The sequence below is a fragment of the Stenotrophomonas sp. 109824_Sma genome, from assembly GCF_056480025.1.
In genome coordinates this window covers 2,438,187-2,460,284 of sequence record NZ_CM151078.1, presented here as the reverse complement: position 1 = coordinate 2,460,284, position 22,098 = coordinate 2,438,187, and the positions used below count along the sequence as shown (strand labels likewise).

General features: G+C 65.3%; 15 protein-coding genes. 5 read left to right on the top strand and 10 right to left on the bottom strand.

The genetic code is table 11. The features are described 5' to 3' along the window. Positions 1–4: 4 nt before the first annotated feature. The 4 genes from ACZK1G_RS11630 to ptsP all read right to left on the bottom strand — a co-directional run bounded on the left by ACZK1G_RS11630 (position 5) and on the right by ptsP (position 6,529). Positions 5–1,258 carry a carbohydrate porin gene (locus ACZK1G_RS11630; RefSeq protein ID WP_049445185.1) on the bottom strand — a complete coding sequence of 418 codons (1,254 nt, stop codon included), beginning with the start codon at positions 1,256–1,258 and terminating at the stop codon, positions 5–7. A gap of 14 nt (positions 1,259–1,272) precedes the next feature. Next, complete coding sequence (locus ACZK1G_RS11625) at positions 1,273–2,979, bottom strand: PTS fructose transporter subunit IIC (protein WP_049445188.1); 1,707 nt, start codon at positions 2,977–2,979, stop codon at positions 1,273–1,275. Between the two features lie 86 nt (positions 2,980–3,065). After that, positions 3,066–4,022, bottom strand: a complete 957-nt coding sequence (gene pfkB / locus ACZK1G_RS11620; RefSeq protein ID WP_101765496.1) for a 1-phosphofructokinase — start codon at positions 4,020–4,022, stop codon at positions 3,066–3,068. Further along, on the bottom strand, positions 4,019–6,529 hold the full coding sequence (gene ptsP, locus ACZK1G_RS11615) for a phosphoenolpyruvate--protein phosphotransferase (RefSeq protein WP_197621869.1): 2,511 nt from the start codon (positions 6,527–6,529) through the stop codon (positions 4,019–4,021). The genes pfkB and ptsP overlap by 4 nt, the downstream gene beginning before the upstream one ends. A 156-nt stretch (positions 6,530–6,685) precedes the next feature. Between ptsP and ACZK1G_RS11610 the strand changes: the two genes are divergently transcribed. Continuing rightward, on the top strand, positions 6,686–7,699 hold the full coding sequence (locus ACZK1G_RS11610; RefSeq protein ID WP_101765494.1) for a LacI family DNA-binding transcriptional regulator: 1,014 nt from the start codon (positions 6,686–6,688) through the stop codon (positions 7,697–7,699). A 140-nt stretch (positions 7,700–7,839) separates the two neighbouring features. Here ACZK1G_RS11610 and ACZK1G_RS11605 read toward each other — a convergent pair whose 3' ends face one another. Then, a complete protein-coding gene (locus ACZK1G_RS11605; RefSeq protein ID WP_424143853.1) occupies positions 7,840–8,292 on the bottom strand; it encodes a hypothetical protein in 453 nt (150 codons plus the stop codon). A 103-nt stretch (positions 8,293–8,395) separates the two neighbouring features. Between ACZK1G_RS11605 and ACZK1G_RS11600 the strand changes: the two genes are divergently transcribed. Further along, positions 8,396–9,688, top strand: a complete 1,293-nt coding sequence (locus tag ACZK1G_RS11600; RefSeq protein ID WP_101766407.1) for an NADH-quinone oxidoreductase subunit D — start codon at positions 8,396–8,398, stop codon at positions 9,686–9,688. Between the two features lie 9 nt (positions 9,689–9,697). Here the strand turns inward: ACZK1G_RS11600 and ACZK1G_RS11595 are convergent, their stop codons facing one another. The 5 genes from ACZK1G_RS11595 to ACZK1G_RS11575 form a co-directional block, all read right to left on the bottom strand. Beyond that, entirely contained in the window at positions 9,698–10,255 is a 558-nt protein-coding gene (locus ACZK1G_RS11595; RefSeq protein ID WP_233490758.1) for a TetR family transcriptional regulator, read from the bottom strand. A gap of 155 nt (positions 10,256–10,410) precedes the next feature. Then, positions 10,411–10,986, bottom strand: coding sequence for a TetR/AcrR family transcriptional regulator (locus tag ACZK1G_RS11590; protein ID WP_233490757.1), 576 nt, complete (start codon positions 10,984–10,986; stop codon positions 10,411–10,413). A gap of 76 nt (positions 10,987–11,062) precedes the next feature. Continuing rightward, the gene (locus ACZK1G_RS11585; protein ID WP_101765491.1) at positions 11,063–12,592 is read right to left on the bottom strand and encodes a TolC family protein; all 1,530 of its coding nucleotides are present in this window, start codon (positions 12,590–12,592) and stop codon (positions 11,063–11,065) included. 2 nt (positions 12,593–12,594) lie between these two features. Then, positions 12,595–15,642 (bottom strand): efflux RND transporter permease subunit, encoded by a 3,048-nt coding sequence (locus tag ACZK1G_RS11580; protein ID WP_101765490.1) that lies wholly within the window; start codon positions 15,640–15,642, stop codon positions 12,595–12,597. After that, positions 15,639–16,727: an efflux RND transporter periplasmic adaptor subunit gene (locus ACZK1G_RS11575; protein ID WP_233490756.1), complete on the bottom strand. Its 1,089-nt coding sequence runs from the start codon at positions 16,725–16,727 to the stop codon at positions 15,639–15,641. The genes ACZK1G_RS11580 and ACZK1G_RS11575 overlap by 4 nt, the downstream gene beginning before the upstream one ends. 382 nt (positions 16,728–17,109) lie before the next feature. Between ACZK1G_RS11575 and ACZK1G_RS11570 the strand changes: the two genes are divergently transcribed. The 3 genes from ACZK1G_RS11570 to ACZK1G_RS11560 all read left to right on the top strand — a co-directional run bounded on the left by ACZK1G_RS11570 (position 17,110) and on the right by ACZK1G_RS11560 (position 22,095). Further along, entirely contained in the window at positions 17,110–18,195 is a 1,086-nt protein-coding gene (locus ACZK1G_RS11570; protein ID WP_197621894.1) for an AraC family transcriptional regulator, read from the top strand. A 392-nt stretch (positions 18,196–18,587) separates the two neighbouring features. Continuing rightward, entirely contained in the window at positions 18,588–19,199 is a 612-nt protein-coding gene (locus tag ACZK1G_RS11565; protein ID WP_233490754.1) for a DUF3313 family protein, read from the top strand. Positions 19,200–19,446: 247 nt separating this feature from the next. Further along, on the top strand, positions 19,447–22,095 hold the full coding sequence (locus ACZK1G_RS11560) for an excinuclease ABC subunit UvrA (RefSeq protein WP_101765487.1): 2,649 nt from the start codon (positions 19,447–19,449) through the stop codon (positions 22,093–22,095). Positions 22,096–22,098: the final 3 nt, after the last annotated feature.

The following is a 22,098-nucleotide window of genomic DNA, read 5'->3' as shown; positions in this document are numbered from 1 at the left end:
TCTCCTACAGACTCCAATCGATCCGCATGCCTGCAATCAGCGCATTCGGCAGGTCACGCTGGCGTGCGGGTTCATTGAACTGGTCGGGATGCACGATGTAGTGCAGGTTCGGCGCAATCCGAAGTTGCGGTGTGACCTGGATGCCATAGCTCAGCTCCATCATCACCTGGCTTCCGTGCGGCGTGCCGCTGCCGCCGGCTGCCGCACGGGCCAGGCGAAGGTTCTCCAGCGCGATGCTGCTGTACTTCTGCTGGGTCACCACAAAAGCGATGCTGTCCTGCGGCCGGCGGGCGAACGTGCCCTTCTGCACCAGGCCGGCCTGCAGGAAATGATCCTCGATCAACTGGCCAGAGGTGCCCTTGAGCACCGCACCGAACAGGGTCAGGCCGCGTCCGGCACCATCACCGGTGAGTTGCTGTTCGAAGCGGGCGAACGCGCCGGAGCGGCCACGACGGGTCGCATGGTCCTGGCCACTGAGAAGTGCCGGAATGCCGTTGGCATCGCGTAGTGGATCGAGATAGGTCGAGTTGTCCTGCCAGCCACCGATTTCGTAGCGGGCTTTCAGTCGTGCCGAAGCAGGGCTGCGCCAGCCGATCGTGTAGGGCACGATCCAGCCCGTGGCCTGGTTCGTATTCCACTTCAGGCCGTGCTGGCCATCCTCCGCCTGGCTGGGATCGACCTGGTACGCGCCGACGCGCACATAGACATCGGGCGTCACCCAGGCCGTGGCATCGGCCATCCAGCTCGATACCGGCCACCAGGTGAAATTGCTGGTACGAAACACGTAGGTCGGGTTGCCGCAGGCCGAGTTGCCCTGGAAGTACTGGCAGAGCTCCGAACCAAGGTGGTGGATGTTGGCGACGCTGCGCCCGGCTTCCACCACCAATCGGTCGTTCAGCAGTTTCTGTTCAAGCGTCAGGTTGGCCAGGCGCGTGCCCTGGCCACCGTAGATTTCCTGCACCGAGGTGCTGTTGCCAGTGCTGCTGTTGGCCAGGTTGGTGCCATGGCGGTTGATGCCGTAGGCCTTGATCGTCGCGCCCCGCCAGCCAAACGCCGCGTCCAGATCCACGTCGGCGCCGAACATCAGCTGGCCAGCATAGGCCGTTCCGCTGCGCTTGCCGCCGTCGAGCGTGGCGGCCGCTTCGCCGGTGTAAGCCAGCTTGGGGGTGAGGACGTCGCTCGCCTCGGCGGCGGCGGCCAGGGGTAGCAGGGCCGGCAGGGTCGCCATCAGCAACAGGCGGCGGGAAGGAGAGGTCATGGGCGAGGTTCCTTTTACAGGGTGGGAGCCGTGACCGGCTTCTTGAGCACGCGCAGCGCGACCGCGGTGACGGTCACGCCGGCCACCAGTGCCAGCAGGTAGACGCCAAGGTGGGTGACCGCGTTCGGGATCGGCAGCACGAACACACCACCGTGCGGCACCTTCAGCTCGACGCCTGCGGCCATCGAGATCGCACCGGCCACGGCCGAGCCGAGGATCAGCGCCGGAATGGTGCGCAACGGGTCGCGCGCGGCGTAAGGGATCGCACCCTCGGTCACGAAGCTGAGGCCAAGCACGCCAGCGGCACCGGCCGTGCCGCGCTCCTCGGCAGTGAAGCGGTTGCTGAACAGCCATGTGGCCAACGCGATGCCCAGCGGCGGCGTCATGCCGCCGATCATCGTCGCCGCCATCGGCGTGTAGACCTGGCTGGAAATCAGTGCGGTGGAGAACGCGTAGGAGGCCTTGTTGACCGGCCCGCCCATGTCCACCGCCATCATGCCGCCCAGCAGCAGGCCGAGCAGAATCGCGCTGCTGCCCTGCATGCCGCGCAGCCAGTCGGTCAGCCAGGCCAGCAGCCCGGCGACCGGCGTGCCGATCACGTACATCATCAACAGGCCGACCAGCAGCGTGCCCAGCACCGGCAGGATCAGCACCGGCTTGAGGCCTTCCAGGCTGCGCGGCAGGCGCAGCGCACGGTTGATCCAATGCACGCCGTAGCCGGCGATGAAACCGGCCAGGATGCCGCCGATGAAGCCCGCATCCATGTTGACTGCCACCAACCCACCGATCATGCCCGGCGCGATGCCCGGGCGATCGGCGATGGAGTAGGCGATGTAACCGGCCAGTGCCGGCACCATCAGCATGAAGCCGGACTTGGCGCCGATCTGGAACAGCGACCAGGCCAGCGTGCCCTTGTGTGCATCGTCGAAGGCATAGATGCCGCCGAGCGCGAACGCCAGTGCGATCAGCAGGCCACCGGCAGTGACGAACGGCAGCATGAACGACACGCCGGTCATCAGGTGCTTGTAGGGGCCGGTGACCCTGGCCTTCTCGGGGGTGCGGCCTGAAGCCGCCGTACCCGCCTGCACGCCGGCCTCGGCCAGCGCCTTGCGGATCAGGTTCTGGCCGTCATTGATCGCCGGCTTGGTGCCGCTCTTGAACAGGCGTTTGCCAGCGAAGCGCGACAGATCGACTTCGCGGTCGGCGGCGATCAGCACCAGGTCAGCGGCAGCGATTTCTTCGTCGCTCAATGCGTCCTGCGCGCCGACCGAGCCCTGGGTTTCCACCCGGATCGCATGGCCCAATGCCTTGGCGGCCTGCTGCAACCCTTCGGCTGCCATGAACGTGTGGGCGATGCCGGTCGGGCAGGAGGTGACGGCGACGATGCGCTTGCCGGCGTCCGCGGTGGAAGCGGTTGCTGATGTTGCTGCGACCAGCGCCAGCGCGGCAAGCGGGTCGTCCAGCACTTCACCGAGGCTGGCGCGCACGATCTGGGCGTTGCCGAAGCGCGCGGCATCTGCCTCGCCATCACCCACCAGCAGCAGCTGCGTTGCGGCGGCGGCCTGCGTTGCCGGCAGTGCCCCGGTCACGCCCTGGTCGCTGCGGATTTCGATCGCCAGTTCAGCCCCTTGCTGGCGGGCGGCGCGGCGCAGCGCTTCGGCGGCAAGAACCGCCTCGATGCTGCGTTCGCCGGCGGCGATGACTACGGTGGAAGCTTGCATGGGAACTCCTGGAATTCTTCGGGTTCGTCCTTGCAGTAGGGGCTATCGGTGGCCCGAGGCCAGCCGCAGCGTCCTCTGCAGGGGTTTCAATCCAACCGCTCGATCAGTACATCGCCGGTCCACGCGCGCACCTGCGCCGGGTCCAGCTGTCGCGCGTCGCCGCTCTCCAGCCGGCTCATCGAGAACGCTGTCGCCAGCCGCGCGCAACCCGCCAGATCCAGGGAGGGCTCCAGCAATGCGGCGGCGATGCCGGCGACCATGGCGTCGCCCGCACCGACCGTACTGCCCTGCGCCAGCCGCGCCGGTCGCGCGACCAGGGCGCCGCTGCGATCAATGAACAGCGCGCCGTTGGTGCCCATCGAGATCGCTACGAGTGCAACTCCGCGTTCGACCAAGGCCTGGCCCGCGGCCCGCAGGGCGCTGCGATCCGGCAGCGGCGTGCCGGCCCAGGCCTCCAGTTCGTGGCGGTTGGGCTTGATCGCGTAGGGCAGTACGCCTTGTGCGCCGCTCAACGCGGCGGCGAGCGCGTCGCCACTGGTATCCAGCAGTACGCGCGCACCAGCGGCGCCAGCCCGCGCCTGCAGTCGCGCCCATGCATCGGCTGGCAGCCCGGACGGCAGGCTGCCGGACAGCACCACCGGCTGGTCCGCCTGGAGCAGTGCGTCGAGTCGGCGTGATACCGCGTCCAGATCGGCGTCACACAGTGACAGGCCGGGCAGGTTGATGTCGGTGGTCTCGCCGTTGGCCTCGTCGACCAGCTTGATGTTGGTGCGGGTGCGGCCCGGAACGCGCAGGCAAGCGTCTGCGATGCCACGCTCGGAGAACAACGCGTTGAACACGCCGTCGTTGCCATCGCCGAGCACGCCCAGCGCGGTGGTCGGCACGCCCCAATCGGCCAGGCAGGCGGCCACGTTGACGCCCTTGCCGCCGGCGTCGTCGCGGGAGCTGCGGGCACGATGCACCTGTCCCGGATGCAGGTGCGGCAGCCGCACGGTCTGGTCGATCGCCGGGTTCAGGGTAACGGTGAGGGCCTGGGCGCTCATGCGTGCGTTCCATCAAGGGCACGCACCTGCTCCGCGGTTTCGCAGTCCAGCGCGGTAGTGGCCAGCGCTTGCAGATCGGCCAGCGCGTTGCCACGCAGGCGTGCCTTCACGGCCGGGATGTCGTTTGGGGTCATCGACAGTTCGTCCACGCCCAGGCCGGCCAGCAGCATTGCGCCGAAGGGATCGCCCGCCAGGCCACCGCAGACGCCAACCCAGCGTCCATGCAGGCGTGCGCCTTCCACCGTGGCGCGGATCGCACGCAGCACGGCCGGGTGCAGGCTGTCGGCCTCGGCGGCGAGTTCCGGGTTCTGGCGGTCGATCGCCAGCACGTACTGGGTCAGGTCGTTGGTGCCGATCGAGAAGAAGTCGGCATGGCGGGCCAGCACATCGCTCTGGGCGGCGGCGGCCGGGACTTCGATCATGATCCCGATCGGTACTTCGGGTGCCTCGAGCGCGGCGCGCAGCCGTTCGCAGATGGCGCGCAGTGCGATCAGCTCGGGCACCGAGGTGATCATCGGGAACATGATGGACAGGCGTGCGCCGTCCTTCGCCGCGCGATACAACGCACGCAGCTGCGGTTCCAGCAGGTCGGGGCGGCGCAGCAGCAGGCGCGCGCCACGCACGCCGAGGAACGGGTTTTCCTCGCGCGGCAACTCCAGGTGAGCAACCTGCTTGTCGCCACCGATATCGAGCGCGCGCACGATCAGCGGGCGGCCGTCGAGTGCCTTGGCCATCGCCACGTACGTGGCGTACTGCTCATCCTCGCTGGGCGTACTGCCACGTTCGAGGAACAGGAACTCGGTGCGCATCAGGCCGACACCTTCCGCGCCTTGCTCCAGCGCCAGTGGCACCTGCTCGGGCAGGTTGACGTTGGCGCCGATGTCGATGCGGTGGCCGTCTGGGGTCTGTGCCGGCTGCGCGCGTTGCGCCGCTTCACGCTCGCGGATCTGCTGCTGTTCGGCGATCCACGCACGGGCCGAGGCGAGATCTGCCTCGGACGGAGACAGGTAGAGCCGCCCGCTGTTGCCATCGATGATCGCCTCGCGGCCCGCGCTGATCGCCAGCAGCTCCGCGCCAGCGGCAACCAGCGCTGGCAAGCCGAGCGTGCGCGAGAGAATCGCGGTGTGCGAGGTCGGCCCGCCCAGCGCGGTGACGAGGCCGAGCACGCGGCCGGTGTCGAGGTTGGCCGTGTCGGACGGCGACAGATCAGCAGCGAGCAGGATGCAAGGATGTGCAGGCAGGTCGGCAAGGCCGCCACCCGCCGCAGACGGATCAAGCTGCGCCAGTACGCGCCGGCCCACGTCACGCAGGTCGGCGGCGCGCGCGGCCAACACCGGGTTGCCCAGTGCCGCCAGGCCGGAGGCGATCTGCTCGATGGCCTGGTGCCAGGACCACGCAACGCCATGGCCTTCGACCATCAGCTGGCAGGTGCGGGTAATCAGATCGGTGTCGTCGAGCAGCGCGGCCTGCGCCTTGAAGATTGCCGCATCCGAAGCGCCTAGCCGGCGCTCGGTGTCATCCTGCAGCGCGGCCAGTTGTTGGCGGGTGCGGCTGAGCGCGTCCTGCAGGTGTGCGCCGCCTTCGCCGAGAGGGGTGGGGCGGTCGGCGACCTCAGCCTGCGTGCTGGCCAGCACATGCACCAGGCCGATCGCCAGGCCAGGGCTGGCGCCGATGCCGACGATCGCCGCCTGTGCGTCGGGCGGATTCCAGCCCGCAACGGGCGCGGCCTTGCGCTGCGCTGCGCGCTCGGCATCGGCCTTTTCCTGTGCCACCAGCCCGTCCATGACCTTGCGCAGGGCGGCCAGCAGGGCTGGGGCATCGGCGCCCTCGGCAGACACGCTGACCGCGTCGCCATGACGCAAGCCGAGCTGCAGCAGCGCCACCAGGCTTTTGGCATCGGCAGCCTGATCGCCCGCGCGAACCTGTACGCGGGCCGCGAAGCCGCGCGCCGTCTCGGCCCAGCGCGTGGCCGGGCGCGCGTGCAGCCCGCTGGGGTAGGCGATGGTCCAGTCGAAACGCTCGGCCAGGTCCGTCACCGGCGCAGTGGGAGCCGTGGTCGAAACATCGCCAGCCAACGCGTTGATGATCTCGCTCGCATCGGCCGTGGTGAACAGGCGCTGCAGGGTCGCGTCATCCTGGATCAGCCGGGTCAGCCGCCGCAGCAGGGTGATGTGGGTATCGGACTGCGCGGCAATGCCGACCACAAGGCGGGTGACCTGGCCCGGGTTCCACTCCACGCCTTGCGGGAACTGCAGCACGGCAATGCCATCGCGGCGCACCAGGTGACGGTCCTCACCCAGCCCGTGCGGAATGGCCACGCCATGGCCGAGGAAGGTATTCGCCAGCGCCTCACGCCGGCCCATGCTCGCCTCGTAACCCGGCGCAACGCAGCCGGCGGCGACAAGCATCTGCGCCACCTGGGCGATGGCGTCGGCCTTGTCGAGCGCACGCGCATCCAGGCGGATCAGTTCCCGGCTGACGGGGGCAGGGGTAGTCAAGGGCTGCAAGGCGGGCTCCGGGAAGAGGGTGCTGTGGCGTATTGGGAACGTTCCCAGTCCTCATTTCAATGTGCACTGCACAAAAAGCCAATACTCCTTTGGGGTTAGCATTGTCCTGGATGGCCATTTGGCCATGATCAGCGACAGTTTCCGGGAACGGTTCCAATGAGCATCAGCATCAACGACGTCGCGCGCGTGGCGGGAGTGTCCAAATCCACGGTGTCGCGGGTGCTCGGTGGCGGCCCAGTCAGCGAAGCGGTACGCGGTCGGGTGGAGGCGGCGATCCGCCAGACCGGGTATCACCCCAACCTGCAGGCACGACGCCTGCGCGCCCGGCACACCGGCATCATCGGGTTGATCGTGGCGGACATCCGCAACCCGTTCTTCACCGCGCTGATCCGCGCGGTGGAGGAGGTGGCCTATCGTGAAGGCCTGCGCGTCACCCTCTGCAACACTGACGAGGACCCCGAGCGTGAGGCGCTCTATCTGCAGTTGATGCACGAGGAGCGCATCAGTGGACTGATCTTTGCGCCCACCCGGACCACAGTGGGGCGCCTGGAACGGCTCGCAATGAACTATCCAACGGTGCTGGTGGACCGCGCCGCACCTGGCGGGTCGATCGACAGCGTGGTGCTCGACAATCCGGCCGCGATGGCGGGCCTGGTCGAGCATCTGGTGGCGCGTGGCTATCGCCGCATCGGCGGCCTGTTCGGCAGCACCAGCACCACGGCGGCGGAGCGGCGGGACGGCTATCTCGCTGCGATGCGCACGCATGGGCTGGATCCGGATTATCGCGAGGTTGAGCCAACGGCTGAAGCGGCCATTGCAACGGTCGATCAGTGGCTGGCCTGCCCGTCGCGGCCGGAGGCGCTGGTCGCCAGCAACAGCCTGCTGCTCATGGGGGCATTGAAGGCCGCCCGCAGCGCAGGGTTGGCAATTCCTGGCGGGTTGGCGCTGGCGGGCTTCGATAACGAACGCTGGACCGAGATGGTCGAACCGGGCATCACCGTGATCGAACAGCCGGTCGAAGAGATGGGGCGCGCAGCGATGTCGTTGCTGCTTGAACGCCTGCGCGCACCGGAGCTACCGGTACGCCGGTTGGTGATGACGGGCCGGTGCGTGGTGAGGGGGTCAACCGCATGGAATCCAGAAGGACGACAACCAAGGTCCAAGGCATGAGAGGACATCAAGGCCGACAGGCGCGTCGTCGCATGAGCCGACTGCTTACGCTTGGAGCCTGCTTCCTGGCCGGATCCTTGCTTGCGGAGACATCACCACCGAAGCGCACCTGGCTTGTAAGCGGCGCAGAGCTGATCACGCTACTGCAGCGAAAAGGGGCTGACGGATTCTGTGCCGGCGAACAGTGCCGGAATCTGTCCAGCGCCCGTGCCAGTGCCTAAATCCAGGGTGCTGCCGATGCCAATCGTGGCCAGTGGTGTGGCCAAGGCCAGATCCTTCCACATGAACTGGTCGATCGTGTTGCCTCCCATCTCCAGCAACTGCCCCAGGACCGCTTGCAACAGAATGCTTCTTCGCTGGTTGTGGAAGGCCTGCGAACAGCGTTTCCTTGCGAACGCCGGGCATCGCGCGGTGGCATCGGACCGTCCAGGAGAAACTGACCCAACCTCATTGAAGTGATCTGCCAGGCTTGTTCCCCGCCGCAACCGGGGTTGGCAGCACGTGCCGCCGTCGAGAAATTCCGCGCGTTGACCGCAGATTGCTTCGGCTCGGGAACAATCCCAGCGCCCCACGTTCCAGACCAGGTAGTCCATAGCCTGCCTTCCTCGTCGAAGTAGCATCGACGCTTGGAGCATTAAGCACTTCCGCTGAATGCGTTCGGTCTACGGAAGCTATTGGATGAACACTGAAAGGACGATGGCGGGCGGGCCCGCCCCCATACGCGATGGTCGCCGGGATACCGAGATCCGTAACTACGTGATGAACCTCGGCCCCCAGCATCCCGCGGCCCACGGGGTCCTGCGCCTTGTGCTTGAGATGGATGGCGAGACAGTCGTGCGCGCGGATCCGCATGTGGGCCTGCTGCACCGGGGCACTGAGAAGCTGGCGGAGTCCAAGCCCTTCAACCAGTCCATCGGCTACATGGATCGGCTGGACTACGTATCCATGATGTGCAATGAACATGCCTACGTACGCGCGATCGAAACCCTTCTGGGAATCGAAGCGCCGATCCGGGCACAGTACATCCGTACGATGTTCGATGAGATCACCCGGATCCTCAATCACCTCATGAACATCGGAACGGGCGCGCTGGACCTTGGTGCCATGGCCGTGATGCTCTATGCATTCCGGGAGCGCGAAGAGCTGATGGACTGCTACGAGGCGGTATCCGGTGCTCGAATGCATGCCACCTACTATCGGCCAGGTGGCGTGTACCGTGACCTGCCTGAGCAGATGCCGAAGTACAAGGAGTCGCGCTGGAAGACGGGGAAGCAGCTGCGGCGGTTGAATGCCGCGAGGGAGGGGTCGCTGCTCGATTTCATCGAGAATTTTACCCGCGAGTTCCCGAACCGGATTGACGAGTACGAAACCCTGCTCACCGACAACAGAATCTGGAAGCAACGTACGGTGGGCATTGGCGTCGTGAGCCCGCAGCAGGCCATGGACTGGGGAATGACCGGGGTGATGCTGAGAGGCTCGGGCGTGGCATGGGATCTGAGGAAGAAGCGCCCCTACGCGAAGTACGTTGCCGTTGACTTCGACATTCCGATCGGCACCGCCGGTGACTGCTATGACCGCTACCTGTGCCGGGTCGCGGAGATGCGGCAGTCCAACCGCATCATCAGGCAATGTGTCGCCTGGCTTCGCGCCAACCCCGGCCCGGTGATGGTCCACAACTTCAAGGTGGCGCCGCCGTCCCGGCAGGAGATGAAGTCCGACATGGAAGCGCTGATCCATCATTTCAAGCTCTTCAGCGAGGGCTACCAGGTGCCGGCAGGTGAAACCTACGCAGCGGTCGAGGCGCCCAAGGGCGAGTTCGGTTGCTACCTGATCTCCGATGGCGCCAACAAGCCGTTCCGGGTGCACCTGCGTGCTCCCGGCTTCGCTCACCTCTCTTCTCTGGATGAAATCGTCAGGGGCCACATGCTGGCGGATGTCGTCGCCATGATTGGCACCTACGACATTGTGTTCGGCGAAGTGGATCGATGAGGAACCGGCTCAGCCCGCACATGGGGTGAACCACGTTCCGGCAGTCGCGAAGGGAACAGCCATGTGCAGCCTGAGCAGGTCTTCCACGGTGCTTGCCGCGCCCATCTCCAGGTCGAGGATACCGGGCTCCAGGATTGATCCCAGCAGAACGCCGACCGCGATCGCATGAAGGCTACGCGCCGCAGTGGCTGTATCAACGCCCTCGCGGAGCTGGCCCAGTGCCCCTGCGCGCTGGTATACAAGCTCCAGCATGCGGACCTCCGGCATGGCGCACGCTGCGAGCACGTCGCCTATGCCGCCCAGCTCACGTGATGCACCAGAGCGCAGGAGAAGCTCAACCGTTCGACGAACGCGTGGGGTGCGGCACGTGTGATCAAAGACCCTGACCAGGTCCGCAAACAGAAGCCTGAACGGGTCACTACACTGCCGGATGGCGACCTCCCGCAGTCCTTCGGATGCATCTGGCCGCCCTCTCGCGAAGAGTTCACCCAGCAGGTTCTGCCGGGACCCGAAGTGCCAGTAGATCGCGCCGCGCGAATGGCCGCACTCGGTGGCGATCAGCTCCAACGTTGCGCCCGCGGCTCCGTGGCGCAGTAGGCACACCAGTGCGGCATCGAGGATCCTCTCACGCGTGGCGTGTGCGTCCTGCCTGGTTCTTCTAGCCATGGCACGGTTGCATCCCTGCCGTTCGATGAGCCCGTGGCCGCGCGTCCTGATCGTCCTTAGACAAGGCGATGGGACGGACCATGGCCACAGCGCTGTACCGGGATCTGCGGCGCTTGAATGTCGATCTTCGGTTCATTGGCGGGGGCAGGGCAGGACAGTGAGCCAAGCCAGAGACCATCGGCGGCGAGACGCGCAGACTTCAGCGCGGGATCGTCCGCCTCGGACGGCTCGGTGGCCAGCTTCTTCTTCATCCACTCGATCCACTGCAACGCCGACAACTGCGTGAGGTCCAGGCGAATGATCAGGGCCGAGAGCATTGCAACGTCGTGCCGTCTGCAGCCTTCCACGACAGATTCCACGTAAGCATTTGTAAAGGCGCCATGCCGGAGGCCGTTGGTACGCATCTTCTGCTCTACATCCAGGCTGAATCCCTGGAGCCAGCTGGCGAAAGTGGCATCGATGAGATCCTGCTTGGAGTAGAAGTGATGGAACATCGCGCCACGGCTCACGCCCGAGAATTCAAGAATCTCACTGACAGTGACCGAAGACCGACCGTTGCGGACGATAAGCGCTGCCGTTTCGCGGATGAGTATGTCGGGCACACGCACGGACGAACTATGGGTAGCGTTCAAGAGAGCTTTCCTCATGTAGCGGGCGACCAACGATCCGCCAGGCCGGTACGGCCTGGCGGATTGCCGTTCGAGCCAGTCAGTGATGCGCCGCGGATGCTTCGCTTTCGGCGCTCTTCCGGGAAGCGATGGGCCTGCCGAATTCAATCTCCGGGTCCGCCTTCTCGGGCTGCCATGCCCCCAGTGCCAGTTGCACCTGCACGTGGGCCATCAGCAGCCCGGCCTGTGCCGCCGCAAGCTCTCTGCGCGCCTTCTCGTGCAGCGCCTGCTGCTGCAGGCCGGCATCCTTCGGTTCGATTCCGGCGTCCACGCGGGAAGAAGCATAGGCCGAAGATCTGCTGCTGAGTGCCTCGGCATTCACCGCCTGTTGCATCCTGACGTTGGAACTCGTCCACGCATGCAGGGAGTCCTCACTCTCCTTCAGCGCAGTCAGCACGGTCTGCTCGAACGCATGCCAGCTCTGATCGCTGCCGGCGCGAGCGGCTTCCTCCCTGGCCTTTTTCCGGCCAAAGCTCAGCCACTCCCACTGAAGCTCCGGGCCGGCAGAGAAGCGCTTTGCACTGGAATCGCCCAGCGAACCGAACGGTGCAAGGATGCCGCCGAAGACATTCAGCGTGAGGCGCGGAAGGTGCGCGCGCTCGGCGAGTACGACGTTGCCAAGGCTTGCTCGCAGCAGTGCATCGGCCTTGGCGACGTCAGGCCGCCTCGCCAGGAGGTCGGTCGGCTGCGCAAGCGATGCAAGACCCGGCGGGGCCGGCAGAGGAGCCGGGGCCAGCAACGCCTCCCAGGTGTCGTCCCGCGCGGTCGGCGAGCGGCCCGCAAGAACCGCCAATGCGGCCCTGTCCGCCTGCAGCCGGGTAACGGTTGCCGCCTCCTGCGCCACCAGCTCGGCATGTTCGGATTCGACCGCAAGCGCCTCCCTGCGATCGACCAGCCCGGCCGCATACCGCGCCTTCACGCGCACAACGCGGGCCTTGCTCAGCTCAACCTCGCGCTCAAGAGAGGACAGGTTGATCTGGTCCATCCTGAGCAGGAAGTAGTTCTTCGCAATCTCGGCCTGGAGCACTGCGGCAGCCGACCTCGCGTCAGCCGCCGCCGCATCGGCCTTGCGATCGGCCATGGCTGCGGCGGTGCCAATGCGCCCGAACAGATCCAGTTCCCAGGAGAACATCTGTCCGGCGGACAGCAGTCTCTGGGAAGGGGGGCGGGGAAGATCCTGGCGATAGGGATCCGCTTCGATCTGGGCGGACTGCATGGCTTCGGCCTTGGCCTGCAGCGCACCGCTCGGCAGATAGTCCTTGCGCGCCGCGCCTGCCAGCGCCCGCGCTTCCACCACGGCGGCAAGGGCAGACTTCAGGTCATGATTCCCACGCATGGCCAAGCTCACCAGTGCATCCAGGTTGGGGTCGGAGAAGTCCTTCCACCATTGCCTGTTGGGCGTCCCGGGCAGGACATCCGCGTCCAGCGCCGCCGGCGTGGGGGCCTGGCCCACATGATGCCGGGCTGCAGCGTCAGGGATCTCGGTCCTGGGGGCCACAGAGGCGCAGCCAGAAGACAGCGCCACGAGCACAGCAATCGACAGGCAGGCAACTCGATTTCCAATAGACATGATCATGCCTCCTCGGCCGGGTGAATGCGGTAGAGCGCGGCATACAGCGCTGGAATGAGACCCAGCGTGATCAGCGTTCCAAGGGCCAGGCCGCCGATCATCACGATCGACATGCTGGTCCACATGGAACCGCCAAACAGCAGCAGCGGGACAAGGCCGAGAATGCAGACCATCTTGGTCATCACGATGGGGCGCAGGCGCTTGGCCGCAGCCTCTTCAATGGCCTGGAGAGGAGGCAAGCCATCGCGCTGGCCTTCGTCGATCGCATCGATGAGCAGAATCGCGTTGTTGACGATGATGCCAGCAAGTGCGAGCAGCCCCAGTGTTCCGATGAAGGTCAGGCTGGTGCCACTCAGCTTGAGTGCCAAGGTCGCGCCGATGACCACGAACGGAATGCTCGCCAGGACGATCAGGCTCTTGCGGATGCTCTCGAACTGCCATACGAACAACAGGAACATGGCAGCAAGGCAGAGCGGGAGCAGCTTCTCGATGCCTTCGTTGGCACTCTTGCTTTCTTCGATCTCGCCACCGAGTTCAACCCGCACGCCCTGCCTGCGGAATTCGGAAAGAAGCGGCTCCACCTTGTCCGCGATCCCCTGGGCCGTCAGCTCGGAGCTCTTTGCAAGTACGGTGACCGCGCGCGTCTGGTTCACTCGCTGGATTGAAGACAGCTGCGGCGCCAACCGAAGCTTGGCCACCTGGCCAAGGGGCACGCTTCCGCTGCCATCCGCCTTCTGGATCGGGAGTGCCTCAAGCTGGCCGATATCCGTGCGCAGCGCCGCCTCTCCGCGGAGGATGACCGGGAGAACGGTGTCGCCCTCACGATAGCGGGAGATCGTCGCGCCGGTCAGCAGCATGTCCATGCTCTTTGCGATGTCCGCACTGCTGATGCCAGCGGCTTGGGCCTTGGGCTGATCGACGTCTACATCAAGCTGGACAACCTGGCGTTCGGCATCGCTGGATACATCCACCATCCCCGGCGTGTCCTGCAGCGTGCGCAGCAGCTTCTCGGCGGCAATCCGATGTGCGCCGTCGCTGCTGGAGATGCGGAACGTCGCAACGCCGGCATCCGAAGATCCCATCGAGAATCGCTTGGGCTCCACCCGCACGTCCGGGAAGTGTGTTGCCATCACAGAACGCAGCCGCTCAATGGCCGCTTCATGCTTGACGCCCTTCGCAAGGGACAGCACGGCATACGCGCGGTGTCCTGCGGGAGTAGGGGGATTCAGTGCCAGGATGAAGCGTGGACCACCATCGCCCATGTACAGGGCATGGCTGGAGATCTCCGGAACGAGCTTCTCGTCGGCCAGTACCTTGCTGATCTGGTGAGCAACCGCCATCGTATTGGCCGGACTGGAATCCGGGGAAAGCTCAATGGCCATCTGCAGCTGATGGCGCTCGGACGGCGGCATCAGCTCGTTGGGGACGGTGGTGAACAACCAGCCGGAGGTTGCCAGCAGTGCAACCATTACGCCGATGTAGATGGCCTTGTGCCCCAGGATCCAGCGGACCTTGCCGCGGTACCAGCCCGTCAGCCGCTCGACCGCGCGTGCGGTGCGGCTGAGTTCGGCATGGTGATGGGCAAAGTACTTGCACAGCAGCGGAATCAGGGTAACGCCGATGACCAGCGACAACAGCAGCGCGATGGCCATCACGATGCCGAGGCTGCGCAGATACTCGCCGGTTTCCGTGCTGGAGATGGCCAGCGGCATGAACGCGAGGATGATCGCCAGCGAAGAAACCAGAAGCGGCACGAACATCGTGCTGCCTGCGTGAGCGGCAGCCTGGTCCGGCGACTCACCCAGCGAGAGCCGCCGCTCCATGTCCTCGGCAACCACGATCGCGTTGTCAACGAACAGGCCCAGGGCAATGATGATTGCACCCACCGAGATCATGTGCAGATCGATGTTCAGGATCTTCATGATTGCCATCGTCCCCAGCACCGTGGTCGGCACGATGGCGCTGACGATCAGGCCGGTCCTCATTCCAAGGAACAGCACGACGACCGCCATGACGATGGCCAGGGTCTCCAGGAAAACCTTGGCAACACGCAGCAGCTGGGTGGAAACAACCTCGGCCTGATCCGTGATCTGGACAAGCTGCATGCCGGCCGGCAGCGTTTCCGAAAGCCGTTCAACGTCGCCGCGCAGCAGATCGGCGAAGCTGACTACGTTGAGTCCTGGTGCCATGGAGACCGCTATTACGACGGCCGGCGTGCCATTGACGAATGCGCCGGTCATCGGCGGGTCCTGGGTCACCCGTTCCACTCGCGCAAGGGCGCCCAGAGGCACCGAGCCACCCTTCGGCAGCGGAATCGGCGTGCTCTTCAGCTGGGAGGGGTTGTCGGCGTCACCGCTCACGTTGAGCGCAATCTCCGACCCCCCGATCTCGACGTAACCCGCCGGCGCGATGACATTGCGCTTGGAAACCGCATCGGCAATCACATTGGGGTTGAGCCCGCGCGCAGCCAGGGAGGGCACGTCCAGGATGATCTGGACCTGCTCGTCCCTCACGCCATGCAGCGAGACACGCTCCACCCCGGGCAGCCGGAACAGTTCATCGCGCAGGCGGCGGGCTTCTGCCCGAAGCTCGCCTGCGCTGTAGCCTTCGCCGGTCAGGCCCATGGTCATCACCGCGACGCGCCCGAATTCGTCGTCCACGACCGGGCCAATCGTTCCCTCGGGAAGCTGGCTCTGGATGTCGCCCATGCGTGAGCGCAAGCGCTGCCACACGATGGGGATCTTTTCCGATTCCACGGTGGGGTAAAGATCAACGTAGGTGAACGCAAAACCTGGACGAACAGTCGTCCGGATGCGCTTGACCTCCGGCATTCCCCGAATGCTCTCCTCGATCGGGCGAGCGACAAGCTGCTCGACCCGGTCCACGCCGGCTCCTGGCATGAAGCTGAGTACCGTCGCCGTGCGAATGGTGATGGGAGGCTCTTCAGTGGACGGGAAGTCCAGCGCCAGAATGAGGCCGGTGAGGACGATCGCCATGATCGCCAGCAGAGTCAGTCGTGGACGCGCCAGTGAGAATGAGGAGAGGCTCATTGTTCTGATCCCATCTTCATGTCGACGGGCTTGATCTGCGTGCCCGGGCGGATGGCCTTGGCACCCGCGACCACGACGCGCTGACCGGCGGATATCTGCCCACTCACCTCGATCCAGTCGCCGTGGTACTGACCCAGGCTCACTTCAGCAATTTCGGTCGTCTTGCCATCTTTTGCCAGCCGAAGCACCTGCCCCTTACCGCCAACGGCAGACGGCAGGACAGCACGAAATGGCACCTGGAGCCTGGCCGGGCCCGCATCCGCGCCAGTGATCTGGACCGACCAGGTCGAGCCCACGGTCGCCGCCTCGGGAACTGCGACGTACGCCGTACGCACGCCGCCGGCGTCGACGCGTCCGTCGACACGCAGCACCTTGCTCGCCACGGTGTCCGAGCCGCTGATCAGATTGACCATCTGCCCAACATCCAGGCGAGCGCTGCCCGGAATCGCGACAGACAGCTCACGGCCCGCACCATCGACCTGGATGGCAACAGCGCCGGGGCCCACGGACTGTCCAACTTCAACGTTGCGGGCAACGACCACTCCATCGAAGGTGGCTCGCAGCGTGGCCTCCCCCTGTGACCAGCCGGCAAGTTCGTGCTGCGCGCGGGCGTTTCGAACAGCCGCCTTGGCGGCCGCCAGTTCGGCCTTCGCTGCGGTCATCTCCGCCGGGCTGAGCGCATCGGCCTTCTCTGCAACATTGAATCGCTCAACGCGACGCTGGACCTCGTCCAATGCCGCCTGCGCCCGCGCAACGTCACCTGCGGCGGATGCCTCCTGTGCTGCGAATGGGATGGAATCCAGGCGGGCCAGCACCTCGCCTTTCTTTACGGCATCGCCAGGTTCAACGAGTACTGCAGATACCTTTCCGGAAACCGGGAAGGACAGCTGTCCTCGCTGCGTGGCGCGTACGGTGCCGATGTAAGAGCGCTGATCGCCAGTGGCCTGTCGAACGGATGCGACGTACGCGGTACGTGCTTCGGGCGCGGCGCTTTCCGGTGTGTCGGAGCATCCCGTCATCGCGGACAGGGCAATGGCCAGTGCGCTGAGACGAGGCACCAACGACCGAGTCATATGGGTCTTCACGTTCGGTTCCTTGCATGGGTGGTCGGTTCCACAGACCGGTTCGGCGCCGTCGGGTCTGCAGGCGGCGTAAATTTAGGGGGACACCTGCACCACGAACAGGACAGTTCTGGACACACAGGGGCTTGAACAGGTCAACTGGGACAGATGGCACACCTGCTGATCCCTCGTGGCAGGAGGCGTCCCCGCCTGAATCTGGTCAACGACGTGAGGGCGTTGTTACTGCTGGTGCCCTCGAAGGGACATTGGAGGACGGGCGGGGGACCCAAAAGGTCAGAATGTGTCCGCCACGTTGAAACAGGTCCCCTCGCGGCCCGACTATGTCGATGTCGAACTACCTTTCGAATACGTGATGGCCCCTATCCCCAAGAATCTGCCGGCATCCATGGACTGGCCTGTCGCCGGCGAGGATGCCGCGCTGGATGCTGTCGCTCTCCATGCTTCTGAAGATCCAAATTCCGCAAGCGAATCGCAGATTGCAGAGATAGTGCCCACGGGGGCGAGGGCGATCCTCGGCCTGGTCGAGGACCGCGGGTTCTCTCCAGAGGAGCTATGCCGCGGGCTCGGCTTCACTTATCGAGATCTATCGATGAGGGACGTGAGGCTGTCCTATCGGCAGATGCGCCAGTTGTTCATGCGGGCTGAGCGTTTGCTGGGCGAACCTGCGCTGGGCCTGGCATTGGGGGCCAGACAGACGCCTATTTCATGGGGCGTACCCGGATTGGCAATGCTCACCTGCGAGACCTACGGCGATGCACTGACATACGGCCTCACCCATCAGCAGGCAATCGGCTCGATGCTGATCCACACGGTGGAGGAGGTGGGAAGGGAAGTGAGAATGGAAGTCCGGTTCAAACGATTCGACATTCAACTGGAGTCAGTACTGGTCGAGGACGCGTTCGCCGGATTCGTTGCGGTCAGCAGATACGTGGTTGGACCATCATTCGCGCCACTCAGGGTTGATTTCTCCCTCCCCAAACCGTCTGATCCTGAAGTCTATCGACGATTCTTCCAGTGCCCTGTGCGCTTCGATGCTGGCGTCAATCGCCTGACCATAGACTCACATTGGTTGAGCGCGCGCTTGCCCGGATTTGATCGGGTCAATTCAAGAATTGTCCGGGAGCAGTTGGATTCACTTCTTCCAACGCGAGGGGGGCGCAATGAGATTGTTGAATCCCTGTCGAGCCATCTTCGATGTGATATCGAGGCAACGACCAAGCAGAGTGAACTTGCGAGCCTGATCAATGTCAGCGAAAGAACGCTCCGCCGCCGCCTGAGCCGGCAGGATTCCAGCTATCGGGAGATTCGGGACGAAGCGAGATATGAATGTGCCCGCGACCTCCTGCTGAACTCAGAGTTGAGCATCGCCGAGATTGCAGAGGCGGTTGGATATTCCGATGCCCGCGCATTCCGGCGCGCATTCAAGCGTTGGGCAGGCTGCCTGCCGACCGAGTTCCGGGAATCCAGGTAGGCAGCATCCCCCTCGGTTCCCGCGCTGCGGAGGGCCATCGTTGGAAGCCTGGCCACCCAACCACACCGGCTCGACGACCAGCTCATGCTGCCGGCGGTGGATGCGCCATCGCGATCAATTGTACCTGTACGTGTTCGGTCCTCCCCAGCCCCCTCCATCACCTGGGTAGAACCATGAAGCGTATACGGCTGTTTGAATCGAAGATCGCCGCGAGATTCCTTCTCGGTTGATTCCTTTCCACACAACCTGCGAAAGCAATGCACTCCGCAAAGCCCCAATACCCTGGTCCTGCATCAGCCATTCATCGATCCGCCACTCTGAAAAATGCACGGCCTGCCAGGCGCGGCACAACAGGCAGCTGGCGGCAGCGGGTCCCATGGATCATTGCAGGCATGGCAATGCTGTTGCTGGCCGCATGCAGCCAGGTTCACGTTGTCAGGTCAAACCAGGCCAGGACCTATGCAGGGCTCACCATGCACGGCGAGCGCCGGATGGAGATCGTGCCAGCGGGCAGCTCGCATGGGCGCTTTCAGACGGTGACTCTCGCACCCGTCCTGCTGATGCCAGAGGTGGCCGCAACGCTGGGCCCGGGCATTGGCGAGCGCCTCAAGGCTGCCGTAAACAGTCAGCTGCAGCGGCAGATCGACAGGCGCCTGGGCCGGAGCCTGACCGGGGCAGGGCAGCCGGGAACAGGGCTGTTGCTGCTTGCAAGGATCACCTCGGTGAAGGAGGCCTCTGCTGGCCTGAACATTGCCACATCGGTCCTTGTGGGGCCGGTAAGCAAGGGGCGGCTTTCCCTCGAGATCGAGGCGATCGACGCTAGCACTGGCAGGCAGGTAGCACTCCTGCTGCTGGCCGACGAGGCGGACATGAGAGACATCCGAAAAAGCTACACACCGGATGGCCATGCCAAGGCGCTTGCCGGTCGGCTTGCGATTGATGTGGTGGAATTCATTGCGCCGATGGTGAGACCACGCCAGCCTGTTTCACCATCGGCCGGATGAAGAGCGCCACCGATGCCGCGGTGGCGGCCCAGCCAAGTACATCGGGGTGCCTGTCGCCCTCCCATCGCGTAGATGGCTCACTCTAGCCCTTGGCCGCGCAACTGCGTACGAAGGGGGAAGTGCAGGGGGTATGCCGCTCGAGGGCAGGGGAAGCCCGTACCCTCACACCATTCACTCCACAGCAGCGAGAATGGCCTACCGGGCGCGCCCATTGTGCGGCCCGCCCACCGAATGCAGGAACGCTGAAATGTCCAACACCCCCTTTGGTGAATCGTCATGCGCTGCCGCCGCCAGCGGTTGCGTCGAGGTGCGCGGTGCGCGCGAGCACAACCTCAAGAATGTCGACGTCTCCATTCCGCGCAATGCACTGGTGGTGTTCTCCGGCGTATCAGGTTCCGGCAAGTCATCGTTGGCCTTCGGTACCGTCTTTGCAGAGGCGCAGCGGCGCTACTTCGAGTCCGTTGCGCCGTATGCCAGGCGCCTGATCGATCAGGCGGGCGTGCCGGATGTGGACGCCATCGATGGCCTGCCGCCGGCAGTGGCCCTGCAGCAGCAGCGCGGGGCCAGCAATGCGCGTTCGTCAGTGGGCAGCGTGACCACCCTGTCCAGCCTGGTGCGCATGATGTACTCGCGTGCGGGTGCGTACCCGGCCAACCAGCCCATGCTGTACGCCGAGGACTTCTCACCCAACACGCCGCAGGGCGCCTGCACCACCTGCCATGGCCTGGGGCATGTCTACGAAGTGACCGAAGCACTGATGGTTCCGGACCCCTCGCTGAGCATCCGCGAGCGCGCCATCGCCTCCTGGCCGCCGGCCTGGCATGGCCAGAACCTGCGCGACATCCTGGTGACGCTGGGCTACGACATCGACGTGCCGTGGAAGAAGTTGCCGAAGAAGGACCGGGACTGGATCCTGTTCACCGAGGAAGCGCCCAGCGTGCCGGTCTATGCAGGTTTCACGCCCGCAGAGACGCGTGCTGCGCTCAAGCGCAAGCAGGAGCCCAGCTACATGGGCACCTATACCGGCGCGCGCCGCTACGTGCTGCACACCTTTGCCAATACCCAGAGCGCGCTGATGCGCAAGCGCGTGTCGCGCTACATGGAAGGCAAGCTGTGCCCGGCCTGCCACGGAAAGCGCCTGAAGCCCGAAGCACTCTCCGTCACCTTTGCCGGCGTGGATATCGGCGAGTTCATGCGGCTGCCGCTGGATCAGCTGGCGGCGCTGCTGGAGCCCATCGCACAAGGTGATTTCGGCGCGCACAGCAAGGGCGCTCGCACCAGCCGGAGCGCGACACCCCGCGATCGCGCCCGGCGGGCCGCGAGTGGCCAGGCGACCCACGAGGGCGCTCCGGACGTGCGGCTGACCTCCGCCCTGTCCGAAGAGAAGCGCCTGGCAGCACAACGACTGGCAGGCGGGGTCATGGCCCGTGTACGCCAATTGCGTGACCTGGGCCTGGGGTATCTCTCGCTGGACCGCGCCACGCCAACCCTGTCGGCCGGCGAACTGCAACGCCTGCGTCTGGCCACCCAGCTCAGCTCGCTGCTGTTTGGCGTGCTGTACGTACTCGACGAACCCTCGGCCGGCCTGCACCCGGCCGACAGCCAGGCGCTGTACGACGCGCTTGAGCGCTTGCGCGATGGTGGAAACTCGGTGTTCGTTGTTGAACATGACCTGGAGTTGATGCGCCGCGCGCAGTGGCTGGTGGATGTTGGGCCCGAGGCGGGCGAGCACGGTGGCCAGGTCCTCTACAGTGGCGAGCCCAACGGCCTGCGCCAGATCCAGCAGTCGCGCACGGCGCGGTATCTGTTCGACCAGGTGCCCGCACCCCCGAGCCGGCAGCGCAACGCGAGCACCTGGCTGGAGCTGCAAGGCATCCATCGCCACAACCTGCAGGGCGTGGACGCACAGGTGCCGCTGGGGCTGCTGACGGCCGTGACCGGCATTTCCGGTTCCGGCAAGTCCAGCCTGATGGCGCAGGCGCTACCCGAGCTGTTGCTGCTGCACCTCGGGCATGAGCCTGCGGACGACAACGCCGATAGCGCGCCCACCGACGGGCCGACCGTGATCGAAACGACGCGGGGCACATTGGCAGGCGATATGGACGCCATCCAGCGGGTGGTGCAGGTCGACCAGAAGCCCATTGGCCGCACGCCACGCTCCAACCTGGCCACCTATACCGGGCTGTTCGATCACGTGCGCAAGCTGTTCGCCGCCACGCCCGCCGCGCGCCGACGCCGTTTCGATGCGGGCCGCTTCTCGTTCAACGTGGCCAAGGGCCGGTGCGAGACCTGCGAGGGCGAGGGGTTCGTCAGCGTCGAACTGCTGTTCATGCCCAGCGTCTATGCGCCGTGCCCGACCTGTCATGGTGCCCGCTACAACGAAGCCACGCTGAAGGTGCAGTGGAACGACCGCAACATCGCCGACGTCCTGCAGATGACGGTTGACCAGGCGCATGCGTTCTTCAATGAAGAGGATGCCATTGCCCGCCCGCTGCAGTTGCTGCAGGAGATCGGCCTGGGCTACCTGCGGCTGGGCCAGCCGGCCACCGAACTTTCAGGCGGCGAGGCCCAGCGCATCAAGCTCGCCACCGAGCTGCAGCGCAGCCAGCGCGGGCGCACGCTGTATGTGCTGGATGAACCCACCACCGGCCTGCATGCATCGGACGCAGACAGGCTGTTGGTGCAGCTGCAGCGGCTGGTGGACGCGGGCAATACGGTGGTGATGATCGAGCATGACATGCGCGCGGTCGCACAGGCGGACTGGGTGATTGATGTAGGCCCCGGCGCTGGCGGGGCAGGGGGCACCATCGTCGCGAAGGGAACGCCGCAACAGGTGGCGCGCGCCAAAGGCAGCAGAACGGCGCCGTTCCTGGCGAAGGAGCTGGCTTCCCTGTAGCGC

What these genes read in the sequence shown, in the direction of transcription:
- ACZK1G_RS11585 (WP_101765491.1), bottom strand. Translation starts at nt 12,592, where the DNA reads ATGTCTATTGGAAATCGAGTTGCCTGCCTGTCGATTGCTGTGCTCGTG.
- ACZK1G_RS11605 (WP_424143853.1), bottom strand. Translation starts at nt 8,292, where the DNA reads ATGGACTACCTGGTCTGGAACGTGGGGCGCTGGGATTGTTCCCGAGCC.
- ACZK1G_RS11565 (WP_233490754.1), top strand. Translation starts at nt 18,588, where the DNA reads ATGGCAATGCTGTTGCTGGCCGCATGCAGCCAGGTTCACGTTGTCAGG.
- ACZK1G_RS11570 (WP_197621894.1), top strand. Translation starts at nt 17,110, where the DNA reads ATGGACTGGCCTGTCGCCGGCGAGGATGCCGCGCTGGATGCTGTCGCT.
- ACZK1G_RS11610 (WP_101765494.1), top strand. Translation starts at nt 6,686, where the DNA reads ATGAGCATCAGCATCAACGACGTCGCGCGCGTGGCGGGAGTGTCCAAA.
- ACZK1G_RS11580 (WP_101765490.1), bottom strand. Translation starts at nt 15,642, where the DNA reads ATGAGCCTCTCCTCATTCTCACTGGCGCGTCCACGACTGACTCTGCTG.
- ACZK1G_RS11625 (WP_049445188.1), bottom strand. Translation starts at nt 2,979, where the DNA reads ATGCAAGCTTCCACCGTAGTCATCGCCGCCGGCGAACGCAGCATCGAG.
- ACZK1G_RS11630 (WP_049445185.1), bottom strand. Translation starts at nt 1,258, where the DNA reads ATGACCTCTCCTTCCCGCCGCCTGTTGCTGATGGCGACCCTGCCGGCC.
- ACZK1G_RS11560 (WP_101765487.1), top strand. Translation starts at nt 19,447, where the DNA reads ATGTCCAACACCCCCTTTGGTGAATCGTCATGCGCTGCCGCCGCCAGC.
- pfkB (WP_101765496.1), bottom strand. Translation starts at nt 4,022, where the DNA reads ATGAGCGCCCAGGCCCTCACCGTTACCCTGAACCCGGCGATCGACCAG.
- ACZK1G_RS11600 (WP_101766407.1), top strand. Translation starts at nt 8,396, where the DNA reads ATGGCGGGCGGGCCCGCCCCCATACGCGATGGTCGCCGGGATACCGAG.